The sequence below is a fragment of the Kitasatospora sp. NPDC051702 genome (genome assembly GCF_040681575.1).
Lineage (GTDB): Bacteria > Actinomycetota > Actinomycetes > Streptomycetales > Streptomycetaceae > Kitasatospora.
In genome coordinates this window covers 79,762-96,998 of the sequence record NZ_JBFAZB010000009.1, presented here as the reverse complement: position 1 = coordinate 96,998, position 17,237 = coordinate 79,762, and the positions used below count along the sequence as shown (strand labels likewise).

Sequence of the window (17,237 nt, the reverse complement as noted above, 5' to 3'; positions counted from 1 at the left end):
GCGGGCGGGACGGGGCGGGACACCGCACCCGGTCGCGCGCCGCCCGTCCGAAGACGTCCACCGCACCCCTGGAGACCCCGTGAATCCCGCCACCGCCTCCCGCAGGCGGCGCCTGCTCGCCCCCGGCGCCGCCTGCCTCGCCCTGCTGTGCTCCACCGCCCTCGGTGCCGCGACACCGGCGCAGGCCTTCAGCGGGGGGAACCACGAGAGGATCACCCGGGCCGCGCTGGGGGCCGGGGGCTGGCACCCGAACTCGCTGACGGCGATGGCGGACGGGAACTCGGGCGCCATCGTCGCCAACGACCACGGCGAGTACTTCGGCATCGGCAAGCTGCACTGCGACAACGCCGACTACCTCGACCCCCGGTACGACGGCCGCTACCCCCGCAGCCGCCAGCAGGCCGACGCCGAGATCATCGACTGCATCGACGGTTCCGTCCACAACTTCAAGCGGGCCGTCGCCGCCGCGGACCGGCTGGTCGACGCGAACGGGCACGTCCTCGCCGCCCAGACCTCCCTCTCCCCCGCCTGCACGTGGAACGACCAGCCGGGGCGGGCGAAGTGCGAGGTGCTGGAGGACCTGGGCCGCGGCTGGCACCAGATCGAGGACTTCTACGCCCACAGCAACTGGGGCGACCAGGCCGGCCCGGGAGCCGTCGGCGTCAGGAACCCCCCGGGCCTGGGCAGGACCGACCTGCCCGCGTTCTTCTCCATCGCCCGCTACAGCGCCATGAGCCGCACCGACTGGGCCAAGGACGCCACCGGCCACATCCCCCACGACCTGGCCACCGGCTGCTACCCGGACCGCGACCACACCGGGACGGTGTCCGACTGCGCGAACCGCGTCACCCACGACGGGGTGCTCAACAAGGACACCGCGGACAGCCCGCGTTCGGCCGCCGGCCACAACTTCGACCGCGCCTACGACATGGCCGTCAAGGACATCACCCGCCAGTGGAACGACTTCAAGGGCGAGCTCCAGCGCCGGTACCCGAACAACGGCCGGGCGAAGGCGATGATCTGCGCCATCACCCACGACCACCCGGACAAGACCTGCGGCTGACCGGCCGTCGACGGCCTTGCGACTTGACGTGTCATCAGGGACCTTGCAAGGAGGTCGTGAACCGCGGGGGCTGCCTCGGCGTTTCACCTTCTGACGAGTCCTGCGGGGGGACGCAGTGCACGACGGGATGCAGACGCTCCTGACCATGGCAGTGGCGGCCGCCGGGTTGTGGCTGGCCCACAACTACCGGCGCCAGCTCAAAGGCAAGCTCACTGAACGCATGCTGGCTGCCTACCTGGAGCTCTGGGAACTGACTGCGGTATCCGATCTCAACCGTGAACCGCCGATGACCGACGAGGAGAGCCGTCAGCTCGCGGAGGAGATGATGACCTGGTACTACGCGAACGGTAACGGCATGCTGATGTCACCCAAGACGCGTGCGCTCTTCTTCACCGTACGCGGCAACTTGGTGGCACCCGTCCAGAACCTCCAGCCTGCGTCTGTACGAACTGCTCCTGCAGGAGTCGAGGGGCCGACCGCCGGTCTGAGGATCACCTGCATCCGGGCCAGACAGTTGTCCGTCCTGCGGACACGACTGAAGACCGACATGGCCATGTACTTCGGCGCACGGCACCTGCGCAAGCTTCGTCGGGACGAGTGGGAGCTGCTGCGCCTTTGCGGTATGGCCAGGAATCCGGTTGCACGGATACGCGCCAGCAGGTGGCTGGCGAAACGGCTCGAACGGACCCCCTGCTTCTGTGGGCAGTGCAACTGAGACGACCGCATCCAGACGCACTCGGTCCAGCCACGGGTGCAACGAGAAGGACGGGAGAAGAGGTTGTCGGAATCCGGCGGCGACCCGGGCTGCGGGGCTGGGCCGCCGCCGGACTCGCCTCTCGGGCGCGGAGTGGCCGGTGGGGGCGCCGGGTGGTCCGCTGTCGCGGGTTGCGACGGCCGGGTGGCGGCGGGGCGGCCGGGGGTCGTGCCGTCAGTGGGTGGCGGTCGGGGCCGGGTGGCTCGCGCGGGCGAGGGCCTGCTGCCGCAGGCCGCGGAGCTGGTCGAGGAGGGGCTGGTCGGCCCCGAGCACGGTCTTCTCGACGTCGGCCTGGATCCGTTCCACGGTGGCGGCGAAGCCGGCCTGGTCCTGGCAGCGGGCCGAGGTCCTGGCGAGGGAGAGCTCGCCGCCGATGAGGTCGTGGGTCTTCGCCGGATCTCCGCCCTCCTGTTTCACCCGCTGGTCGATCACGGCCACCGGGTCTGCCAGGTGGGTGGCGCTCTGGTGGGCCGAGGACATGCAGTCCCGCCACCGGCCCTCGGCGGCGGCGTACCGGCCGTCGGCCTGGACTCCGGCGACGACATCGCCGCTGAGCACCTGGAAGGTGTTGAACAGCCGGAAGTAGTCGGGGCCGTAGAGGGTGTCGCGGGCCCGGGTGAGGCAGGAGTCGCCGTTGTAGTAGAACTGCTGCTGGCCGGGCAGGTCGACGGTGACCCGGTGCGCGTCCGTCCCCAGGAGGGCAGCCTTCCACGCCTGGTCGGCGTCGTGCTCCTGGTTGGGGTCGGCGGCCTGCTTCAGGTGCAGCACCGTGCTGATCACGCCGAAGCCGTCGGCGGCGGCCTGGTCGGCTCCGAGCAGCCCGTACGGGTTGGCGTCGACGCGGTGGTCGCCGGTGACGAGGCCCTGGGGGCGGTAGTCGAAGCCGCGCTCGCGCATGCATCCGGTGACGAGGACTTCTTCGGCGTCGTGCAGGGCGGCGCGCTGCTGCTCGTCGTAGTGGGTGACGCCGCCGAAGGGACGCGGCGGGGCCCCGGGCGGGGTGGTGCCGCCGGATGTGGAGCATCCGGCGGCACCGAGGCCCAGGAGGACCGCCGCGAGGGCGAGGGTGGTCCTGGTCTTCATCGCTGGATCAGACCGTGCACCAGCGGTTGGAGTAGATCGTGGGCAGGTTGTCCCCGATCAGGGTCCAGCCCTGGCCGCGGTAGAGGATCCAGCCCTGGCCCTGGGCGTTCTTGTCCGCGTAGACGACGACGTTGCAGCTGTTGCCGTTGTTGAACGCCGAACCGCCCTGGCTGTGGGCGAAGTTGGTGTACTGGCTGAGGTCGTTGTTGTCCTGGTAGACGGTCTGGACGCCGCCGCCGTAGTTGGCGTTCCAGTACACGCAGAGGCCGCCTGCGTTGCAGCCGGACGGTGCGGCCTGGGCGGCGGGGGCGGTGCCGACCAGGGTGAAGAGGGCGGCGCCGGCGACGGCGGTCGCGGCGGCGGCCTTGGCGATGCGCGACTTGATGGTCACGGAGGTGTCCCTTCGAGGGTGCTGTGGACGTTGGCTCGGATTTCGTGCGGTGGTGCCGACGGCCGGTGGACTGCTTCCGGCCGCGTTCCGGGGAAGAGCCTCTCCGGATCGTGATCACGCCGCTATCCGCTTTCGTGGCGGCGGGAGTTCCCGCATTTCGGATAGCGGAGCAGGGCGGACCTGCGGATGGCGGAGCGGCGCGGAAGCTCTTCACGCATCCGGGCGGGCGGCTGCGCGGCCGTTCGGTCGTTCGGTCGCTAGGCGCCCGGACGCTGGGTCGCTAGGCGCCCGGCCGCTGGGTCTCTCGACGGCTTCGGCGCAGCGTCTCGGACGGCGGCTGTCCGAAGGACTTGCGGTACTCCGCGCTGAAGCGGCCGAGGTGGGTGAAGCCCCAGCGGCAGGCCACGTCGGTCACCGTGCCCTGCGCCCGGCCGTCGGCGATGGCGAGGAGGTCGCGGTGGGCGTGGTCGAGGCGCAGCCGGCGCAGGTACGCCCGGGGCGTGGTGTTCAGGTGGGCCCGGAACCCCTGCCTCAGGTTCGGCAGACTGGTGCGCGCGGCGAGGGCGATGTCCGCCACCGAGACGGACTCGTGCACGTGCTCCTCGCAGAACGCCTTGGCCCGGCGTACGGCGGGTGGCAGGACGGCCGGGCCGCTGCCCGTCGGGGTGCCGCTCCGGGAGTGGCGTCGGGCGTCCGGCAGGCCGTCGGTCGGGAGCTGTTCGAGGTGCCGCTGTTCGAGGTTCCGCTGCTCGCGGTGCCGCGCTCCCCGCGGAGAGTGGCGGCTCGACGGCGAGGCGAGGAACTCGTCGAATCCCCGGACGAGTTCGATCCAGGCGCTGACCAGCGGGTCCTGCTCGTCGAGTACCGGGTCGAAGCGCCCCGAGGCGGTGGACGGCCTTCCCGTGCGTGGCTCCAGGGCCTGCGCGACGGCCCAGTCCGGAACGGTGAGGACGTAGTTGCGTGCTTCGCCGTTCCACGTCATCGAGACCCGGCTGTCCGGGCCGGCGACACCGTGCGTCGACGGCGGGGCCACGCCGTCCGCGGTGCCGACGCCCGTACCCGACACGGGCAGCTGGACTGATCGGATCCCGGCGCGGGGCCGAATGCCTCTGGCAGGTGGCCTCGTTGCCCGTCGCCCCAGGACCAACACGGGGAACGTCCGCCGCTGCGGACGCGGTGCCGGAGGTCGCGGTCGGACTCGCCTCGGCGAGCGTGCCGGGAGCGGGTGATCCGCCGTCCGCAACGATGCCCGGAGCCCACGAGGACGAGCACCCCCGCCCCGCCCCACCCGGTGACCCCGGTCCGCCCCCCGCCGCCCGGCCGCGGTGTGGGACGCGATCCGGCAGGGGCCCGAGGCCGCCGCGGCCCCGGTGGGGCAACCGCAACCGCGGCTCCGCCGAAGGGCCTTGGCCCGGCCGCTGCGGACAGCGGGCCGGCTCCGGGCCGCGGCCCTCTGGGTTACCGGCTCCCCGGGGACGGCGTGCCCGACTCCGACGGACAGGTCGACCGTGGTCACTGACACCTCCGGCCGGGCGGCATCGATCGCGAATCGGCATGAGGTGACGGCGATCTGACGGCCAGTCCGGTAATGGTCCTGCGCATGCTGTTTCCTCCCGTTGGCGCGCGCCGCACCGGCGACGCAGCGTGTGCTCCGAGACTAGGCAGCAGGCATGCCCCCGGCGGGTATCCAATCGGGCGCCGATCCCGTGGGCCAATCGGACGGCCAAGGGGCCGCTCGCCAAGGGCTCCCCTCCCCCGCCACCCGGGGCGGGCCGGAAGCACCACCCCCGGGGCCGCCCCGTGCCGCCGAGGACCGGGCAGCGCGGCACGGCCAGGGCGTTCGAACCGCTCCGCCGGTCAGTCGACGCCTTCGGTGATGCGGAAGTCGCGCTCGACCCCTTCGGGGAAGGCCGCCAGCGCCTTCTGGTACGCCTCGCTCTCGTACGCCGCGACGGCCTGCTCAAGGCTGTCGAACTCGACCAGGACGACGCGTTGCGTGAGTCCGGCCTCGCGGGCGACGACGCGAGCACCACGGGACAGGACGCGCCCGCCCGCGGCCCGGACGGCCGGACCGGCCAGTCCGTCGTAGACGGCCAGCCCCTCGAGGTCGGAAACGGCGGGGTAGACACTGACCCAGTAGCCCTTGGCCATGGACACACTCCTGCGTTCGGTCGGACACGTCCGACGTCGGATGGACACTCGGCTCGATCGATTCCCGCGACGGCTACCGCGGTCGGTGGAATCGCCGTATCCGCAGGTTAGGACTCGATGTGCGGCCGGGGGAAAGACCGATGCGGGATAGGCTCAGAACGGATCGTTATCAATCGGCCGGGGAGGGCACGTGGCGCCGGACACCGTGAGCCTGCGGTACTTCCTGGTGCTGGCACAGGAGTTGAACTTCACCCGGGCGGCCGCACGGATCGGCATCGCCCAGCCCGCGCTCAGCGCCCGGATCCGCCGGCTGGAGGCGGACCTCGGCACGGCCCTGCTGGTGCGCAGCACCCGTAGCGTCGAACTGACCACGGCCGGCGCGGCCTTGGCGGAGTCCGCACCGGCCGCACTGGCGGCGCTGGACCGGGCCTGGGACACCGCCCGCAGCGCCGCTGCCGGTGAACTGGGCACACTGCGCATCGGATACAGCCTCAGCACCGGGGCCGAGACGACACCGGCCCTGGTGGACCGGCTGATGCGCGGCACCAGCGGACTCGAGGTCCACGCGGTTCCGATGGCGACGCCGGAGATCTCCCCCGCGGTCGCCGACGGCCGCATCGACGCCGGGATCACCCGCGGTGAACAACCGGGCCGTGGCGTGCGCCGGTGCCTGCTGCGGCGTGCACGCATCGGGGTCCAGCTGGCGCAGCACCATCCGCTCGCCGAACACGCCGAGATCGAGATCGCCGACGCGGCCGCGTATCCGCTGCGCATCCCGGACCGAGCGACCAACCCCGTGATCCACGATCAGCTGTCCGCCCTGTTCCGAGGCGCCCGGCCGCACCCCCGGTTCCACACGCCCGCAGTCGCCTTCGACATGTCCCAGCGTGACCTGCGCGACGGGGTCACCCTCGCCCCGGCCGGAGAGACCGCGGCCACGACATCGCCGGCCGGACTCACCTGGCGGCCGCTGCGGGGCGCGCCCGGCATGACGATCCACCTGGTCCTCCCCCGCGAGCAGTCGCCGCTGCACCGCCGCATCCGTGCCGTCGCCAGGACCCTGGCGCACGAGCTGCACTGGCTGCCGCACTGACGCGCACGAGGTCGAGCGGGACCAACGCCTGCGATGGCGGAGCCGAAGACCCCTCGCCCGGCGGACGTCGCGGTGATGACGACGACGGCGGTCCTGCCGGATGTCCGGGGTGCCGAATACCGGTTTGTCGTGTCAGCGCCACATGGCATGATCACCCGTCGTGCCGAATCCCACCGTCGCCCCCGCGCGCCCGCAGACCTGCCCGGACTGCACCCGGCCCATCGACGCCGACCCCCGCTTCACCACCTGGTGCCCGGCCTGCGAGTGGAACGTCGTCACCGAGCAGGAGGCCGCCGAGGAGGCGGCCAAGGACGCCAGGGCGGCCGCCCGCGAACGGTCCGCCGCCGAGCGGACCGAGCAGGTGTTCCAGGACGTCATGGCCGGCCGCGCCGACACCAGCCGCCGCGACTGGCTCGCCGCGACCGCCGTCGCGACCCTGGTCCACCTCCTCACCGCCACGCTCGCCGGCACGGGGATCTGGCTGCTCGTCACCGGGAACACGCCGCTGCGCTGGGTCGGCGCCGCCGTCCTCGCCGTCGTGTTCCTGCTGCGCCCCCGGCTCGGCCGGGCACCGCGCGGCACCGGGGTGCTCACCCGGGCCGAGGCACCGGCCCTGTACGCGCTGGCGGACCGGATCGCCGAGCAGCTCGGGGCCCGGAAGGTCGACGTCATCGTGGTGGGCGACGACTTCAACGCGAGCATGGCCGTGGTCGGCCTGCGCCGCACCTCCGTCCTCACCGTCGGCCTGCCGCTCTGGGAGGTGCTCGACGACCAGCAGCGGATCGCCCTGCTCGACCGCGGCCCCGCCGTCCCGGCCGCGGTCACCGCCGACGCTGCCGAGTCCGCCGCCGTCCACGCCGAACTCGCGCCCCACCGCGCCCGGATCGCCCGCACCTACCTCGCCGGCTGACCCACCGGCACACCGCCCGCACCGCCCACGCCGCCCGCACCGCCCGCACCGCCCGCACCGCAGCGACGTCGTCGGGGCCTGCGCCGGCATGCGAGCCGGTCTGCGTACGTCACGGGGTGGACGTGTCCCGGAACCGGCGGGCGAGGTAGTTGAGCCAGGTCTGCTGGAAGGCGGCCGCGAGCTGCGACTGCGGGGCGAACAGGTCGAAGGCGTGGTAGGCGCCCGGGTAGAGGTGCAGTTCGACCGGGACGCCGTGGGCGCGCAGGCGGGCGGCGTAGTCGAGGTCCTCGTCCCGGAAGCAGTCGAGTTCGCCGACCGCGATGAAGGTCGGCGGCAGCGCGCCGAGGTCCTGCGCGCGGGAGGGGGCCGCGTAGGGGGAGACGTCGTCGGTTCCGGTGCGGTCCCCCAGGATCGCCTGCCAGGCCAGGATGTTCGTGGAGCGGTCCCAGATGCCGATGTCGGTGATCTCGTGGCTCGACGCGGTCAGGTTGCGGTCGTCCAGCATCGGGTACGTCAGCGACTGGAACAGCGGTGCCGCGCCGCCGCGGTCCCGGACCAGCAGGGCGGTGGCCGCCGCGATGCCTCCGCCACCGCTCTGGCCCGCGATGCCGATCCGGGCACCGTCCAGTCCCAGAGCCTGCGCCTCGCGGACGAGCCACCGGTAGGCGGTGAAGCCGTCCTCGGCGGCGCCGGGGGCGGGTGTCTCCGGGGCGAGCCGGTAGTCGACCACGGCGACGGCGCAGCCGAGCCGTGAGCACACCCGCTTGAGCCAGGGGTCGTCCTGGGCGGCGAAGCCGAGCACCTGACCGCCGCCGTGGAACCAGAGCATCACCGGCAGCGGCCCCTGCGCGGTCGCGGGCCGCAGCAGGCGGACCGGCACGTCGGGGCCGTCCGCCCGTCCGATGCGGTGCTCCTCCGTCGTGACCGACGGGTCGTCGGGCTCGCGTTCGGCGATCGACTCGGCCTGTGCGCGGAACGCCGCGCGCGTCGCGGGGATGTCGGTGAGGTCGAACGCGCCGTTGGGCGTCATGGGGACGCCGTCGAGTGCCTGGCTCAGTTCCCGGTCCATCAGCAGACGGGAGGCGGGCATGGTCGTGCCTACTTTCTTGTGTCTTTCCATCGCGGGTGCCGCGGGGGCTGTGCCGGGTGGGTCGGCTCAGGCCCGGAACTCGTCGATGACGACCACGCCGGTCGTCCCGTAGGTCTCCAGGGACTCCAGCACCCCGCTCGCCTCGTGGAGGCCGACGGTGCGGGTCACGATCCGGCCGGGGTCGAGGCGGCCGGCGGCGATCATGTTCAGCATGGTGCCGAACCGCTGGCCCTGCATGCCGAAGGCGCTCAGGAACTCCAGCTCCTTGACCATCATCACGTCGATCGGCAGCGCGACGTCCCCCTTCTCCGCGGCGGTGGTGTGCCCGAGTTGGAGGTGGCGGCCGCGCGTGCGCAGGGACAGGACGGAGTTGCGGCAGGCCTCGGCGATTCCCACCGAGTCGACGGAGACGTGCGCTCCTCCCCCGGTGAGGGTCTTCACCGCCTCGGCCGGGTCGTCCGTGGCGGCGTTGACGGTGTGGACCGCGCCCAGGGCCCGCGCGGCCTCCAGCTTCTCGTCCGTGATGTCGATCGCGATGACGTTGGCACCCGTCGCCGCGGCGATCTCCACCGTGGACAGGCCCATGCCGCCGCCGGCCCCGTACACCGCGACCCATTCCCCGCCGCGGACCTTCGCCTGGTCGACGACGCCGTGGAAGGCGGTCATGTAGCGGCAGGCGAGGGCGGCGACGTCCGTGAAGCCGACGGACTCCGGTACCCGGACCAGGTTGACGTCGGCGAAGCGGACCATGACGTACTCGGCGAAGGCGCCCCAGTAGGACACCCCGGGGACGAGCGAGTCCACGTGCTCGCACACCTGCTGGTGGCCGCTGCGGCACATCTCGCAGGAGCCCTCGCCGGGGTTCATCGGGAAGATGACGCGGTCGCCCTCCCGCCAGTCCCGGACGTCCCGGCCGACGTCCACGACGGTGCCGGCGAACTCGTGGCCGAGGACGAACGGGGGCTTGACGCTCGGCCCGCCGGTCCAGAAGTTCCCGGCCCACAGGGCCCAGTCGGTGCGGCAGATCCCGTTGGCGCCGACGCGCAGGATCGCGCCGTCCGGTGGGCAGACGGGGTCGGGCACGTCGCGGACGACCAGCGGCTTGCTGAGTTCTTCGATGACTGCGGCGCGCATGGACGCGGCCTCCTTGTGGCTCGTGATGCGACGGGGGAAGACGCTGAGGCCCTCAATGTCCACCGGTTGAAGCGGTGGACTCGAAAGCTAGGCGTTTGCTCGACGCAATGTCAACCACATAAAGTGGTGGACATGGATGACGAGGGCGGTCGACACGAAGGGCGCCAGCGCGCCAAGGCCGACTTCCGCTTCGACGACGCGCGGCTCTGCTTCGCCCTCGCCGGCACCCTGGCCGATCGCGGCACGGACACGCCCTTCGAACGGCTGGCCCGGCCGGAGGACCTGGGCCGCTGGAGCGTGGAGAGCGGCTGCACCACGGTGGCGCCGGCCTGCGACGAAGCCGACCTGGGCCACGCCAGACGGCTGCGGGAGGCGATCCAGCGGACCGGCCAGGCCCTGGCGGACGAAGCCGCACCCGCCCCCGAGGACATCGCGCTGATCAACAGCGCGGCCGCCGAGCCCACGTCCGTGCCCGAACTCTCCGCCGACGCGGCCTCGGTGCGCTGGCACGGGGACACGGTCGCGGCGGTGCTCTCCATGGTCGCGCGGGACCTGATCGAACTCTGCGGCTCGGACTACCGCACCCGCGTCCGCATCTGCGGGAACCCCGCGTGCGGCACGCCCTTCGTCGACACCTCCCGCGCGGGCGCCCGCCGTTGGTGCTCGATGAAGACCTGCGGCGCCCTCGCCAAGAAGCGCACCTACCGGGCGAGGTCGCAGAGCAGCTCCTGACCCCGCCCCGGGGAACGGTCGACGCCCCGTGCACTCGGCGCCGGCTCGACGGGTGGGGCCGGTGCTGACGAGCCGTCCCCAGGCCCTTTCGCCCCGGACGCCGGTTGGGCCGTAACCACCCCCGCGCAGACCGGGAGGTCTGCCGTTCCGTCTCCAGTGCTGGACACTCCGGTACCCGCCCCACCCACACCGCACCCTAGAAGCCCCCACCGACACACACCCGGCCACCGGGCCACCGACGGCAGGACGGCCGAGCCGCCGCGGCGGGAGGCGCGGCGGCCGTCGGACCGAACAGCGGGTGTGACACGGCAGGTGCAACACACGTCGTCGCTGTCGCCCCGGTGACAGTGCCGCGTTCTACGATCAACTTCGTGTGCCGAACACCGGTACGACACCTGAACACAGCAGGGGGGACCACGATGAAGCGGACGAAGAAGACGGGCACGCTCACCACGGCGGCCGGGGCACTGGGGGTGGCGCTGGCGTTCGCCGGGACGGCATCGGCGCAGCCCGCCGACCCGGCACCGGCCTCGGACGAGCCCTTCGGTCACGCGGGGACGGGCCGGATCCTGCCGCCGACCCCGGACGAGGACACCATGTTCTCGATCCCCGACTGGGTCGGGAACGGCAGCGCGGTGACGGCCTCGGCGATCGAGACGCTGCCGATCTCCGTCACCGTCGGCTGCCAGGGCGGCGGTTCGGTCCAGGTGCACGTCGGCGGTGCGGCCCCGGCCGACTTCACGGTGCAGTGCCCGGTGGACTCCGTCGGCGTCGGCTCGGTGGAGATCCCCGCCCGTCCCGGCCGGGACTTCCAGTTCACCGTGCACACCTCGGACCCGTCGATCCACTGGGGCATCAACGCCCTCCAGATCCGCCCCTCCCACTGACCCGGCCCCAGGGCGCCGGGCTCAGCGCCGCAGATGGTGGTCAGCCAAGCTGTCCCTGGCCTCCAGACGGCGTGAGGGTGCCCGCCGGCGGGCACCCTCACGCGTCATCGGGAGGTGACTTGTCACTTACTGATCGTTTCAGAATGAGATTCGGAGATTCTGAAGGCAGGTGTTGCTGACCTCGGCCGAACGGGAGCTGGTGGCCGCGCTGGTCTCCGTTGCGGATGACAAGGCGTGGTGACTGGTGACACTTTGTGACCCCGTTCGTTCTGGAGGGCACCAGGCCGCATGTTCTCCGGCCTCGCCGGGTGTAGGCGCTGCGCTTCGTGGTCAGCGGGCATGTGGTGCTCGCGGCTGAGGTCCGGCACCCGGGTACGCGGGTGAACAGTTCATGCGGCGGGCGCTGCCGGAGGGCCGTTGAGTCGGGCGCCGATTCTGGCCAAGTTCGTTGAAGTGTGCCGCTGTTGTGATCGGGCTGTGTAGTTTCGAGCGGTCCGGAAGGTGTCATTTCGCCTAGGGGTCAGGTGCTCCACGTCCTGGCGGCCCTACCGGCATCTCCCTCATCTTCTTCGCAGACGGGAATCGTGATGACCACCCCGAGCACCGGAACACCTGCCACCACACCGGCGACGCCCCCGGCGAGCACGACGACCCCCGCCGGTACGTCGCCCGGGTACGAGATCGACAAGGCGATGCTCGACGGCGCGACGCCGAAGGACCTGCTTCCGACCACGGGCAACTACCCGGTGGAGATCGTCAGATACCGCTCGGTGGTGCTCACCGACATCCCCGGGGCGAAGCCGGCGCGCAAGCTGACCGGTGCCATCGACCTCGGGGAGGAGAACCTGCCGTTCTACGACCGCCCGGCCGAGGGCATGATCGTCACGACGGAGCAGACCTGGTCGGCCCAGGGCGTCACGCTCGGGCGGTTACTGCACAGCCTCGCGCTCGCGCCCGGCGAAAGCACCAAGGTCGCCGTCGTCGACTGGCAGCGCAGCACCAAGGCCACCGGCACCGAGACGACCGCCGAGAACGACACGCTGTCCGGCACCAGCGACCAGAACCGGTCGATCAGCGAGGTCGCGAACGCGATCTCTCGTGAGGAGCAGTTCGGCACGTCCAGGTCGTCGCAGTCGAGCAGGTCGTCCAGCTCCGGTGGCAGCGCCGGAATCGCGTTCTTCGGCCTCGGCGCCGGCGGCAACTGGAGTGATTCGTCGAACTCGGGCTTCGCGACCTCGGTGTCGCGCTCGACCGGCGTGAAGTCGGTCGCGGCCGAGGCGACGCAGCGCATCAGCGAGCGGACCCAGCAGGTGGCGACCGCGGCCCGCAGCCGGAACATGACGGTCGTGCGCGAGACGACGCAGTCGGAGAAGGACCAGGTCGTCACCCGGGTCGTCACCAACTACAACCACATGCACGCGATGTCGGTGCAGTACTACGAGGTCGTCCAGGTCTACAACGTGACGACCAAGCCGACGAAGCTGGAGCGCTGTCTGTTCATCCCGCTGCAGGAGCTCACCTTCAACTACACCAGCCTGCAACGGTACAAGGAGGTGCTCGCGTCGGTGGCGCCGACCGACTGGGCGGCGAAGATCCGGGCCGCCAACCCGTTCGACACCACCGTGCGCAAGCTCGACGCGTGCACGGCGCCGGAGACACCGGGGGGCGCCGTCTTCGACGGGGTGGAGCTGGCCGACATCGCCGCTTCGGCCATGGGCGTGTACGGGGTGCGCAGGTTCGACGGCACCCCGGTCCGGTTCGATCCGGTGGCCCGGCAGTGGAACCCGCTGCCCACCACCGGGCTGGACGGTGAGCTGATCCGCATCGCACCGGGCAAGAGCATCGTGTGGGCGATCAGGGCCGACAACGAGGTCGTGCACTTCGACGGGACGGCCTGGCGGCGTGACCCGAACGGCTGGGCGGGCCGGAGCCTCGCATGCGGTCCGGACGGCACGCTCTACCTCATCGGCATGGACAGTTCGATCTACCGGCGCGACCTGAACGGCACATCGCTGAACCTGCAAATCACGGCGGACGACGTCGCCGTCGTCGGCAAGGACAAGGTGTGGTACTGCCGGGAGGGGCGGACCTGGGAGCGCACCGGCACCACCTGGACGGAACGGACCCCGGCGCCCAACGTGAAGCGCCTGTCCGCCGGCCCGGACGGCTCGCTCTGGGGCATCACCGCCAACGGCAAGGCCGTGGTGGTCGAGGCCGGCGCGACGACCTGGACCCCTCCCAAGCACCAGATCCTTGCCGACCTCTCGTCGGTGACGGACTTCGTCACATCCACCAGCGGGGACCACTGGGCACTTCTGAACAGCGGGCTCATTCTCCGGCTCCTCACCGTGGAGCGAGACGCGCCGATAGCCTTCGACGCCCCGCCGAAGGCCGACTCCCCCTACGCGTCCAAGATCGACGTCTGGTACGACGAGGCCGGAATCCGCACCATCCAGGTGGTCTTCCAGGGCCAGGTCTTCCGCTGCGGCGACACCCGCGGCTCCGGCGTGCAGCAACGCGCGTCCTACACCTTCGGAGGCGCCGACAAGCTGCTCTCCGTCGACGCCTGGTTCGGCACGGCCGCCCGTGGCAGCCTCGCCGGGCTGCGCCTGACGATGGACTCGGGCGTGGCCAACTTCGGGATCGCCTCGACCACCACCGCCGCGCCCGACATGACCGAGGACGCCGGCGGTGCGGCCATCTGCGGGCTGTTCGGTTCGACGGTGAGGTCCGGCACCCGCACCTACATCGCGTCGCTCGGCTTCCACGTGCGCGGCGGGAACGTGCCGCAGACGGTCCTGGACCACCTGAACGACAACCGCCGCCACTACAGCCAGGCCGTCTGGGCCAACGCGGACGAGCTGACGCTCAGCCGCATCCTCGCCAACTACTCTTACACGCCGGCGGGTTCGAACGCCGCACCGGTCCTGCTCGGCACCTTGCTGGACCCGAAGCCGATCGCCGCCACCGGCAACTACCTCGGCTTCCGGTGGAACTTCGGCAGCGAGCAGGAACGAGAGGCGTGGACGAAGGCCCGCCAGCCCGGCGACGCCACGTTCGGGGCGCCGGTGACCAACACGATCGCCATCGCCACCAAGGGCGTCTTCGCCGAGGCCGTGCTCGGCCGGGCCAACTCGGCCGAGAAGATCGACCTCACCCGTTTCTGGAACTGGAAGGACTCGCCCATCCAGATCACACCGGCCGACATCGCGCCGGTCGCCACCGGAACGCGCGCGAAGGACCTCGACACCACGGTGGCCGCTCTGGGCGCCAGCCAGGCGAAGTACTCGCAGCTGTCGGCCATGCCCGACCCGGTCGGCCTGAAGGCGGTGGAGACCATGACCACCGCGAACCTGTTCCGCGACATGAGCGGTCTCAGCACCATGAGCCAGGTGCTCACCAAGGGCATCGAAGCCGCCGCCGGCAACGACAAGGCCGCCGGCGAACGCGCCCAGGAGGCCCTGAAGACCGCCACCGAACACCTGCAGAAGATGGCCCAGATCGCCGTCGACGCCGCCGGCAAGGCAGCACCGGCCGCGGGCGGCGGCAACCTGAGCGCCCTCGGCGGCATGCTGAACCAGGGCGACAAGGCCGGCTCGGACGCCAAGGGCGGCTCGGAGACCAAGGCCGGCTCGGACGCCAAGTCCTAGGGACCGTGCAACGGCGGGTCCGCAGTGAAAGCCCGATCACCGCACCGCGCGGGTCCGGGCTGCCACCCGGACCCGCCCGTGATCCGAACAGCAACACCCATCACGTGGGCATGCCGGAGATCCACGGCTCGCACATCCTCTTCCAGCTCTGTCGTTCCGGAACGAGTTGTGCTGCGGGTCTTGCGATCGGCGATCTTGGTCGGCAGGGTGTCCCGGGTGCGTGCCGATCTTGTTCCGGACGGCCTGTGGGAGTGGGTGGCTCCGCTACTGCCACCCACTCCCGCGCGCCGCCGCCGCCATCCAGGGCGACTCCGTGTCCCGGACAGGGCGGTCCTCGCCGCCATCATGTATGTGCTGCGGACCGGCGTTGCCTGGCGCGACGTCCCCGCCGAGACCGTGGGCTGCTCCGGAGTCACGGCCTGGCGCCGTCTGCGGGACTGGACGGAGGCCGGCGTCTGGCCTCGCCTGCACAACGCCTTGCTGACCGAACTGCGCCGCGCGGGCTCACTGAACCTGGACGACTGCGCCGTGGATGCCTCACACGTCCGGGCCCCCTCAAAGGGGGAGACCATGTCGGCCCTTCGCCGGTCGACCGCGCCCGCCCCGGCTCCAAGCACCACCTGATCGTCGACCGCCACGGAACCCCGCTCGCCGTCACGCTCACCGGCGGCAACCGCCACGACGTCACCCAGCTTCTCCCGTTGTTGAACGCCGTCCCACCGATCCGGGGCCTGCGCGGTACGCCCCCGACACAAGCCCCGGCGCCTGTACGCCGACCGAGGCTACGATTTCGACAAGTACCGTCGCCTGCTGTGGAAGCGCGGCATCAAACCATTGATCGCCCGACGCGGCGTCGCCCACGGTTCCGGGTTGGGCAAGACCCGGTGGGTGGTAGAGCGTGCATTTGCCTGGCTGCACCAGTTCAAGCGACTCCGCACCCGCTACGAACAACGCGCCGACCTCCATCAGGGCCTGCTCGAACTCGCCTGCAGCATCATCTGCCTCCGACGGCTCCGAGCGGCATTCTGAAACGGTCAGTTAGAGGTCGTTTTCATCTTTTTGGCCCGGATACAGGGCGATTCTCGAAGTGCGCGGGCATGGTGCGGAAGCGACTGTAGATGCGGCTGAGGTCTGCAGGTCGGACGGGGGTGCAGGTGGGGCGGGGTGCGGTTTGTACCTGTCTCATCCCAGGATGTCCGGTCTTCGCGGCTGTCTGCTTCCCGGCGCCGGTGTCGTGCGCCTGGGCGCACTCGGTCTGCTGCGGTACTTCGGAAGTATGCCGACGCGACGTCCTTATCCGAGTGATCTGTCCGATGCCCGCTGGGAGTTGATCGAGCCGGTTCTGTCGGCCTGGCGCTTCGAGCGCCGCGGCAGGGCCCTGGACTTCGGCCGGCCGCCCGAGCACGACCTGCGCGACATCATGGACGCGATCTTGTACGTGGACCGCACCGGAGTCCAGTGGCGCTACCTCCCGCACGACTTCCCGAACTGGAACACGGTCTACGGCTACTTCGCCAAGTGGCAGCAGGACGGCGTGTTCACCCAGCTCAACGGCCTACTCAGACAACTGCTTCGACAGAAAGAAGGGCGGGACGGCGAACCCTCGGCCTGCGTGATCGACGCCCAGAGCGTGAAGACCTCCACCAGCGTCCCCGCCGCCGGCCAGGGCATCGACGCCGGAAAGAAGATCGTGGGCAGGAAACGGAGCATCGTCACCGACACACTCGGTCTCCTGCTCGCGGTGCTGGTCACGGCAGCGAGCGTGCAGGACTCCGTCGCCGGCGCCCGACTCCTCGACAAGGTCGCCGTCGAACACCCCGGCATCCGCAAGGCCTGGGTCGACGGCGGCTACCGCCCGCACCTCGTCGAGCACGCCGCCACCCTGGGCATCGACATGGAGATCACCGCCCGCAAGCCCGGCACCAGGGGATTCACCCCGATTCCGAAACGGTGGACGGTCGAGCGGACCTATGGCTGGCTCATGCTCCATCGCCGCCTCGCCCGCGACTACGAAGCCCTCCCTACCCGCTCCGAAGCCATGATTCACCTTGCCATGACCGACCTCATGGCCCGCCGCCTCACCAGCGAGAACACCATCTCCTGGCGTGACCCGACACCACAGACCAAACGGCTGATTCCGGGATGAAACATCTGACGAAAACGACCTCTTAGCCGGCCCGTGAATTGCCTCGGGAAGGCCGACAGCGAGCACCGCGTTCTGACCCTCTCGCCAGAGCTGCAGTGAATCACCGGACTTCTTCGCCGGAAGGGATTTTCCAACCCCTTCTATTTTGACCGA

At 71.1% G+C, this 17,237-nt stretch carries 14 protein-coding genes and 1 pseudogene; 9 read left to right on the top strand and 6 right to left on the bottom strand.

Annotation, left to right across the window (positions count from 1 at the left end):
* The first annotated feature begins 79 nt into the window (after positions 1–79).
* Positions 80–1,063, top strand: a complete 984-nt coding sequence (locus AB0N04_RS10875) for a hypothetical protein (protein WP_360215395.1) — start codon at positions 80–82, stop codon at positions 1,061–1,063.
* Between the two features lie 145 nt (positions 1,064–1,208).
* Positions 1,209–1,778 (top strand): hypothetical protein, encoded by a 570-nt coding sequence (locus tag AB0N04_RS10870; RefSeq protein ID WP_360215392.1) that lies wholly within the window; start codon positions 1,209–1,211, stop codon positions 1,776–1,778.
* 213 nt (positions 1,779–1,991) lie between these two features.
* Here AB0N04_RS10870 and AB0N04_RS10865 read toward each other — a convergent pair whose 3' ends face one another.
* The 4 genes from AB0N04_RS10865 to AB0N04_RS10850 all read right to left on the bottom strand — a co-directional run bounded on the left by AB0N04_RS10865 (position 1,992) and on the right by AB0N04_RS10850 (position 5,442).
* Complete coding sequence (locus AB0N04_RS10865) at positions 1,992–2,900, bottom strand: hypothetical protein (protein WP_360215389.1); 909 nt, start codon at positions 2,898–2,900, stop codon at positions 1,992–1,994.
* A gap of 7 nt (positions 2,901–2,907) precedes the next feature.
* The gene (locus AB0N04_RS10860) at positions 2,908–3,291 is read right to left on the bottom strand and encodes a peptidase inhibitor family I36 protein (RefSeq protein ID WP_360215386.1); all 384 of its coding nucleotides are present in this window, start codon (positions 3,289–3,291) and stop codon (positions 2,908–2,910) included.
* Between the two features lie 280 nt (positions 3,292–3,571).
* The gene (locus AB0N04_RS10855; RefSeq protein ID WP_363363992.1) at positions 3,572–4,273 is read right to left on the bottom strand and encodes a helix-turn-helix transcriptional regulator; all 702 of its coding nucleotides are present in this window, start codon (positions 4,271–4,273) and stop codon (positions 3,572–3,574) included.
* A gap of 875 nt (positions 4,274–5,148) precedes the next feature.
* Positions 5,149–5,442, bottom strand: a complete 294-nt coding sequence (locus tag AB0N04_RS10850) for a DUF1330 domain-containing protein (protein WP_360215380.1) — start codon at positions 5,440–5,442, stop codon at positions 5,149–5,151.
* A 190-nt stretch (positions 5,443–5,632) separates the two neighbouring features.
* On the opposite strand from AB0N04_RS10850, the gene AB0N04_RS10845 reads away from it, so the two are divergent.
* Together AB0N04_RS10845 and AB0N04_RS10840 are read left to right on the top strand one after the other, a co-directional pair.
* On the top strand, positions 5,633–6,535 hold the full coding sequence (locus AB0N04_RS10845) for a LysR family transcriptional regulator (protein ID WP_360215377.1): 903 nt from the start codon (positions 5,633–5,635) through the stop codon (positions 6,533–6,535).
* Positions 6,536–6,695: 160 nt separating this feature from the next.
* A complete protein-coding gene (locus tag AB0N04_RS10840) occupies positions 6,696–7,445 on the top strand; it encodes a M48 family metallopeptidase (protein WP_360215374.1) in 750 nt (249 codons plus the stop codon).
* 109 nt (positions 7,446–7,554) lie between these two features.
* On the opposite strand, the gene AB0N04_RS10835 is transcribed toward AB0N04_RS10840, so the two are convergent.
* Positions 7,555–8,535, bottom strand: a complete 981-nt coding sequence (locus AB0N04_RS10835; RefSeq protein ID WP_360215371.1) for an alpha/beta hydrolase — start codon at positions 8,533–8,535, stop codon at positions 7,555–7,557.
* A gap of 66 nt (positions 8,536–8,601) precedes the next feature.
* Positions 8,602–9,669 carry an alcohol dehydrogenase catalytic domain-containing protein gene (locus AB0N04_RS10830; RefSeq protein ID WP_360215368.1) on the bottom strand — a complete coding sequence of 356 codons (1,068 nt, stop codon included), beginning with the start codon at positions 9,667–9,669 and terminating at the stop codon, positions 8,602–8,604.
* 132 nt (positions 9,670–9,801) lie between these two features.
* On the opposite strand from AB0N04_RS10830, the gene AB0N04_RS10825 reads away from it, so the two are divergent.
* The 5 genes and pseudogenes from AB0N04_RS10825 to AB0N04_RS10805 all read left to right on the top strand — a co-directional run bounded on the left by AB0N04_RS10825 (position 9,802) and on the right by AB0N04_RS10805 (position 17,084).
* Complete coding sequence (locus AB0N04_RS10825; protein ID WP_360215365.1) at positions 9,802–10,401, top strand: ABATE domain-containing protein; 600 nt, start codon at positions 9,802–9,804, stop codon at positions 10,399–10,401.
* Positions 10,402–10,820: 419 nt separating this feature from the next.
* A complete protein-coding gene (locus AB0N04_RS10820) occupies positions 10,821–11,288 on the top strand; it encodes a hypothetical protein (RefSeq protein WP_360215362.1) in 468 nt (155 codons plus the stop codon).
* 587 nt (positions 11,289–11,875) lie between these two features.
* On the top strand, positions 11,876–14,938 hold the full coding sequence (locus AB0N04_RS10815; RefSeq protein ID WP_360215359.1) for a hypothetical protein: 3,063 nt from the start codon (positions 11,876–11,878) through the stop codon (positions 14,936–14,938).
* A gap of 216 nt (positions 14,939–15,154) precedes the next feature.
* Positions 15,155–15,967: pseudogene (locus tag AB0N04_RS10810) on the top strand (IS5 family transposase).
* Positions 15,968–16,214: 247 nt separating this feature from the next.
* Positions 16,215–17,084 (top strand): IS5 family transposase, encoded by an 870-nt coding sequence (locus tag AB0N04_RS10805; protein ID WP_360215463.1) that lies wholly within the window; start codon positions 16,215–16,217, stop codon positions 17,082–17,084.
* Positions 17,085–17,237: the final 153 nt, after the last annotated feature.

Excerpts from the sequence above, each read along its gene's own strand:
- AB0N04_RS10820 (WP_360215362.1), top strand. The coding sequence starts at position 10,821 with ATGAAGCGGACGAAGAAGACGGGCACGCTCACCACGGCGGCCGGGGCA.
- AB0N04_RS10805 (WP_360215463.1), top strand. The coding sequence starts at position 16,215 with ATGCCGACGCGACGTCCTTATCCGAGTGATCTGTCCGATGCCCGCTGG.
- AB0N04_RS10825 (WP_360215365.1), top strand. The coding sequence starts at position 9,802 with ATGGATGACGAGGGCGGTCGACACGAAGGGCGCCAGCGCGCCAAGGCC.
- AB0N04_RS10815 (WP_360215359.1), top strand. The coding sequence starts at position 11,876 with ATGACCACCCCGAGCACCGGAACACCTGCCACCACACCGGCGACGCCC.
- AB0N04_RS10855 (WP_363363992.1), bottom strand. The coding sequence starts at position 4,273 with ATGACGTGGAACGGCGAAGCACGCAACTACGTCCTCACCGTTCCGGAC.
- AB0N04_RS10865 (WP_360215389.1), bottom strand. The coding sequence starts at position 2,900 with ATGAAGACCAGGACCACCCTCGCCCTCGCGGCGGTCCTCCTGGGCCTC.
- AB0N04_RS10850 (WP_360215380.1), bottom strand. The coding sequence starts at position 5,442 with ATGGCCAAGGGCTACTGGGTCAGTGTCTACCCCGCCGTTTCCGACCTC.
- AB0N04_RS10870 (WP_360215392.1), top strand. The coding sequence starts at position 1,209 with ATGGCAGTGGCGGCCGCCGGGTTGTGGCTGGCCCACAACTACCGGCGC.
- AB0N04_RS10835 (WP_360215371.1), bottom strand. The coding sequence starts at position 8,535 with ATGCCCGCCTCCCGTCTGCTGATGGACCGGGAACTGAGCCAGGCACTC.
- AB0N04_RS10830 (WP_360215368.1), bottom strand. The coding sequence starts at position 9,669 with ATGCGCGCCGCAGTCATCGAAGAACTCAGCAAGCCGCTGGTCGTCCGC.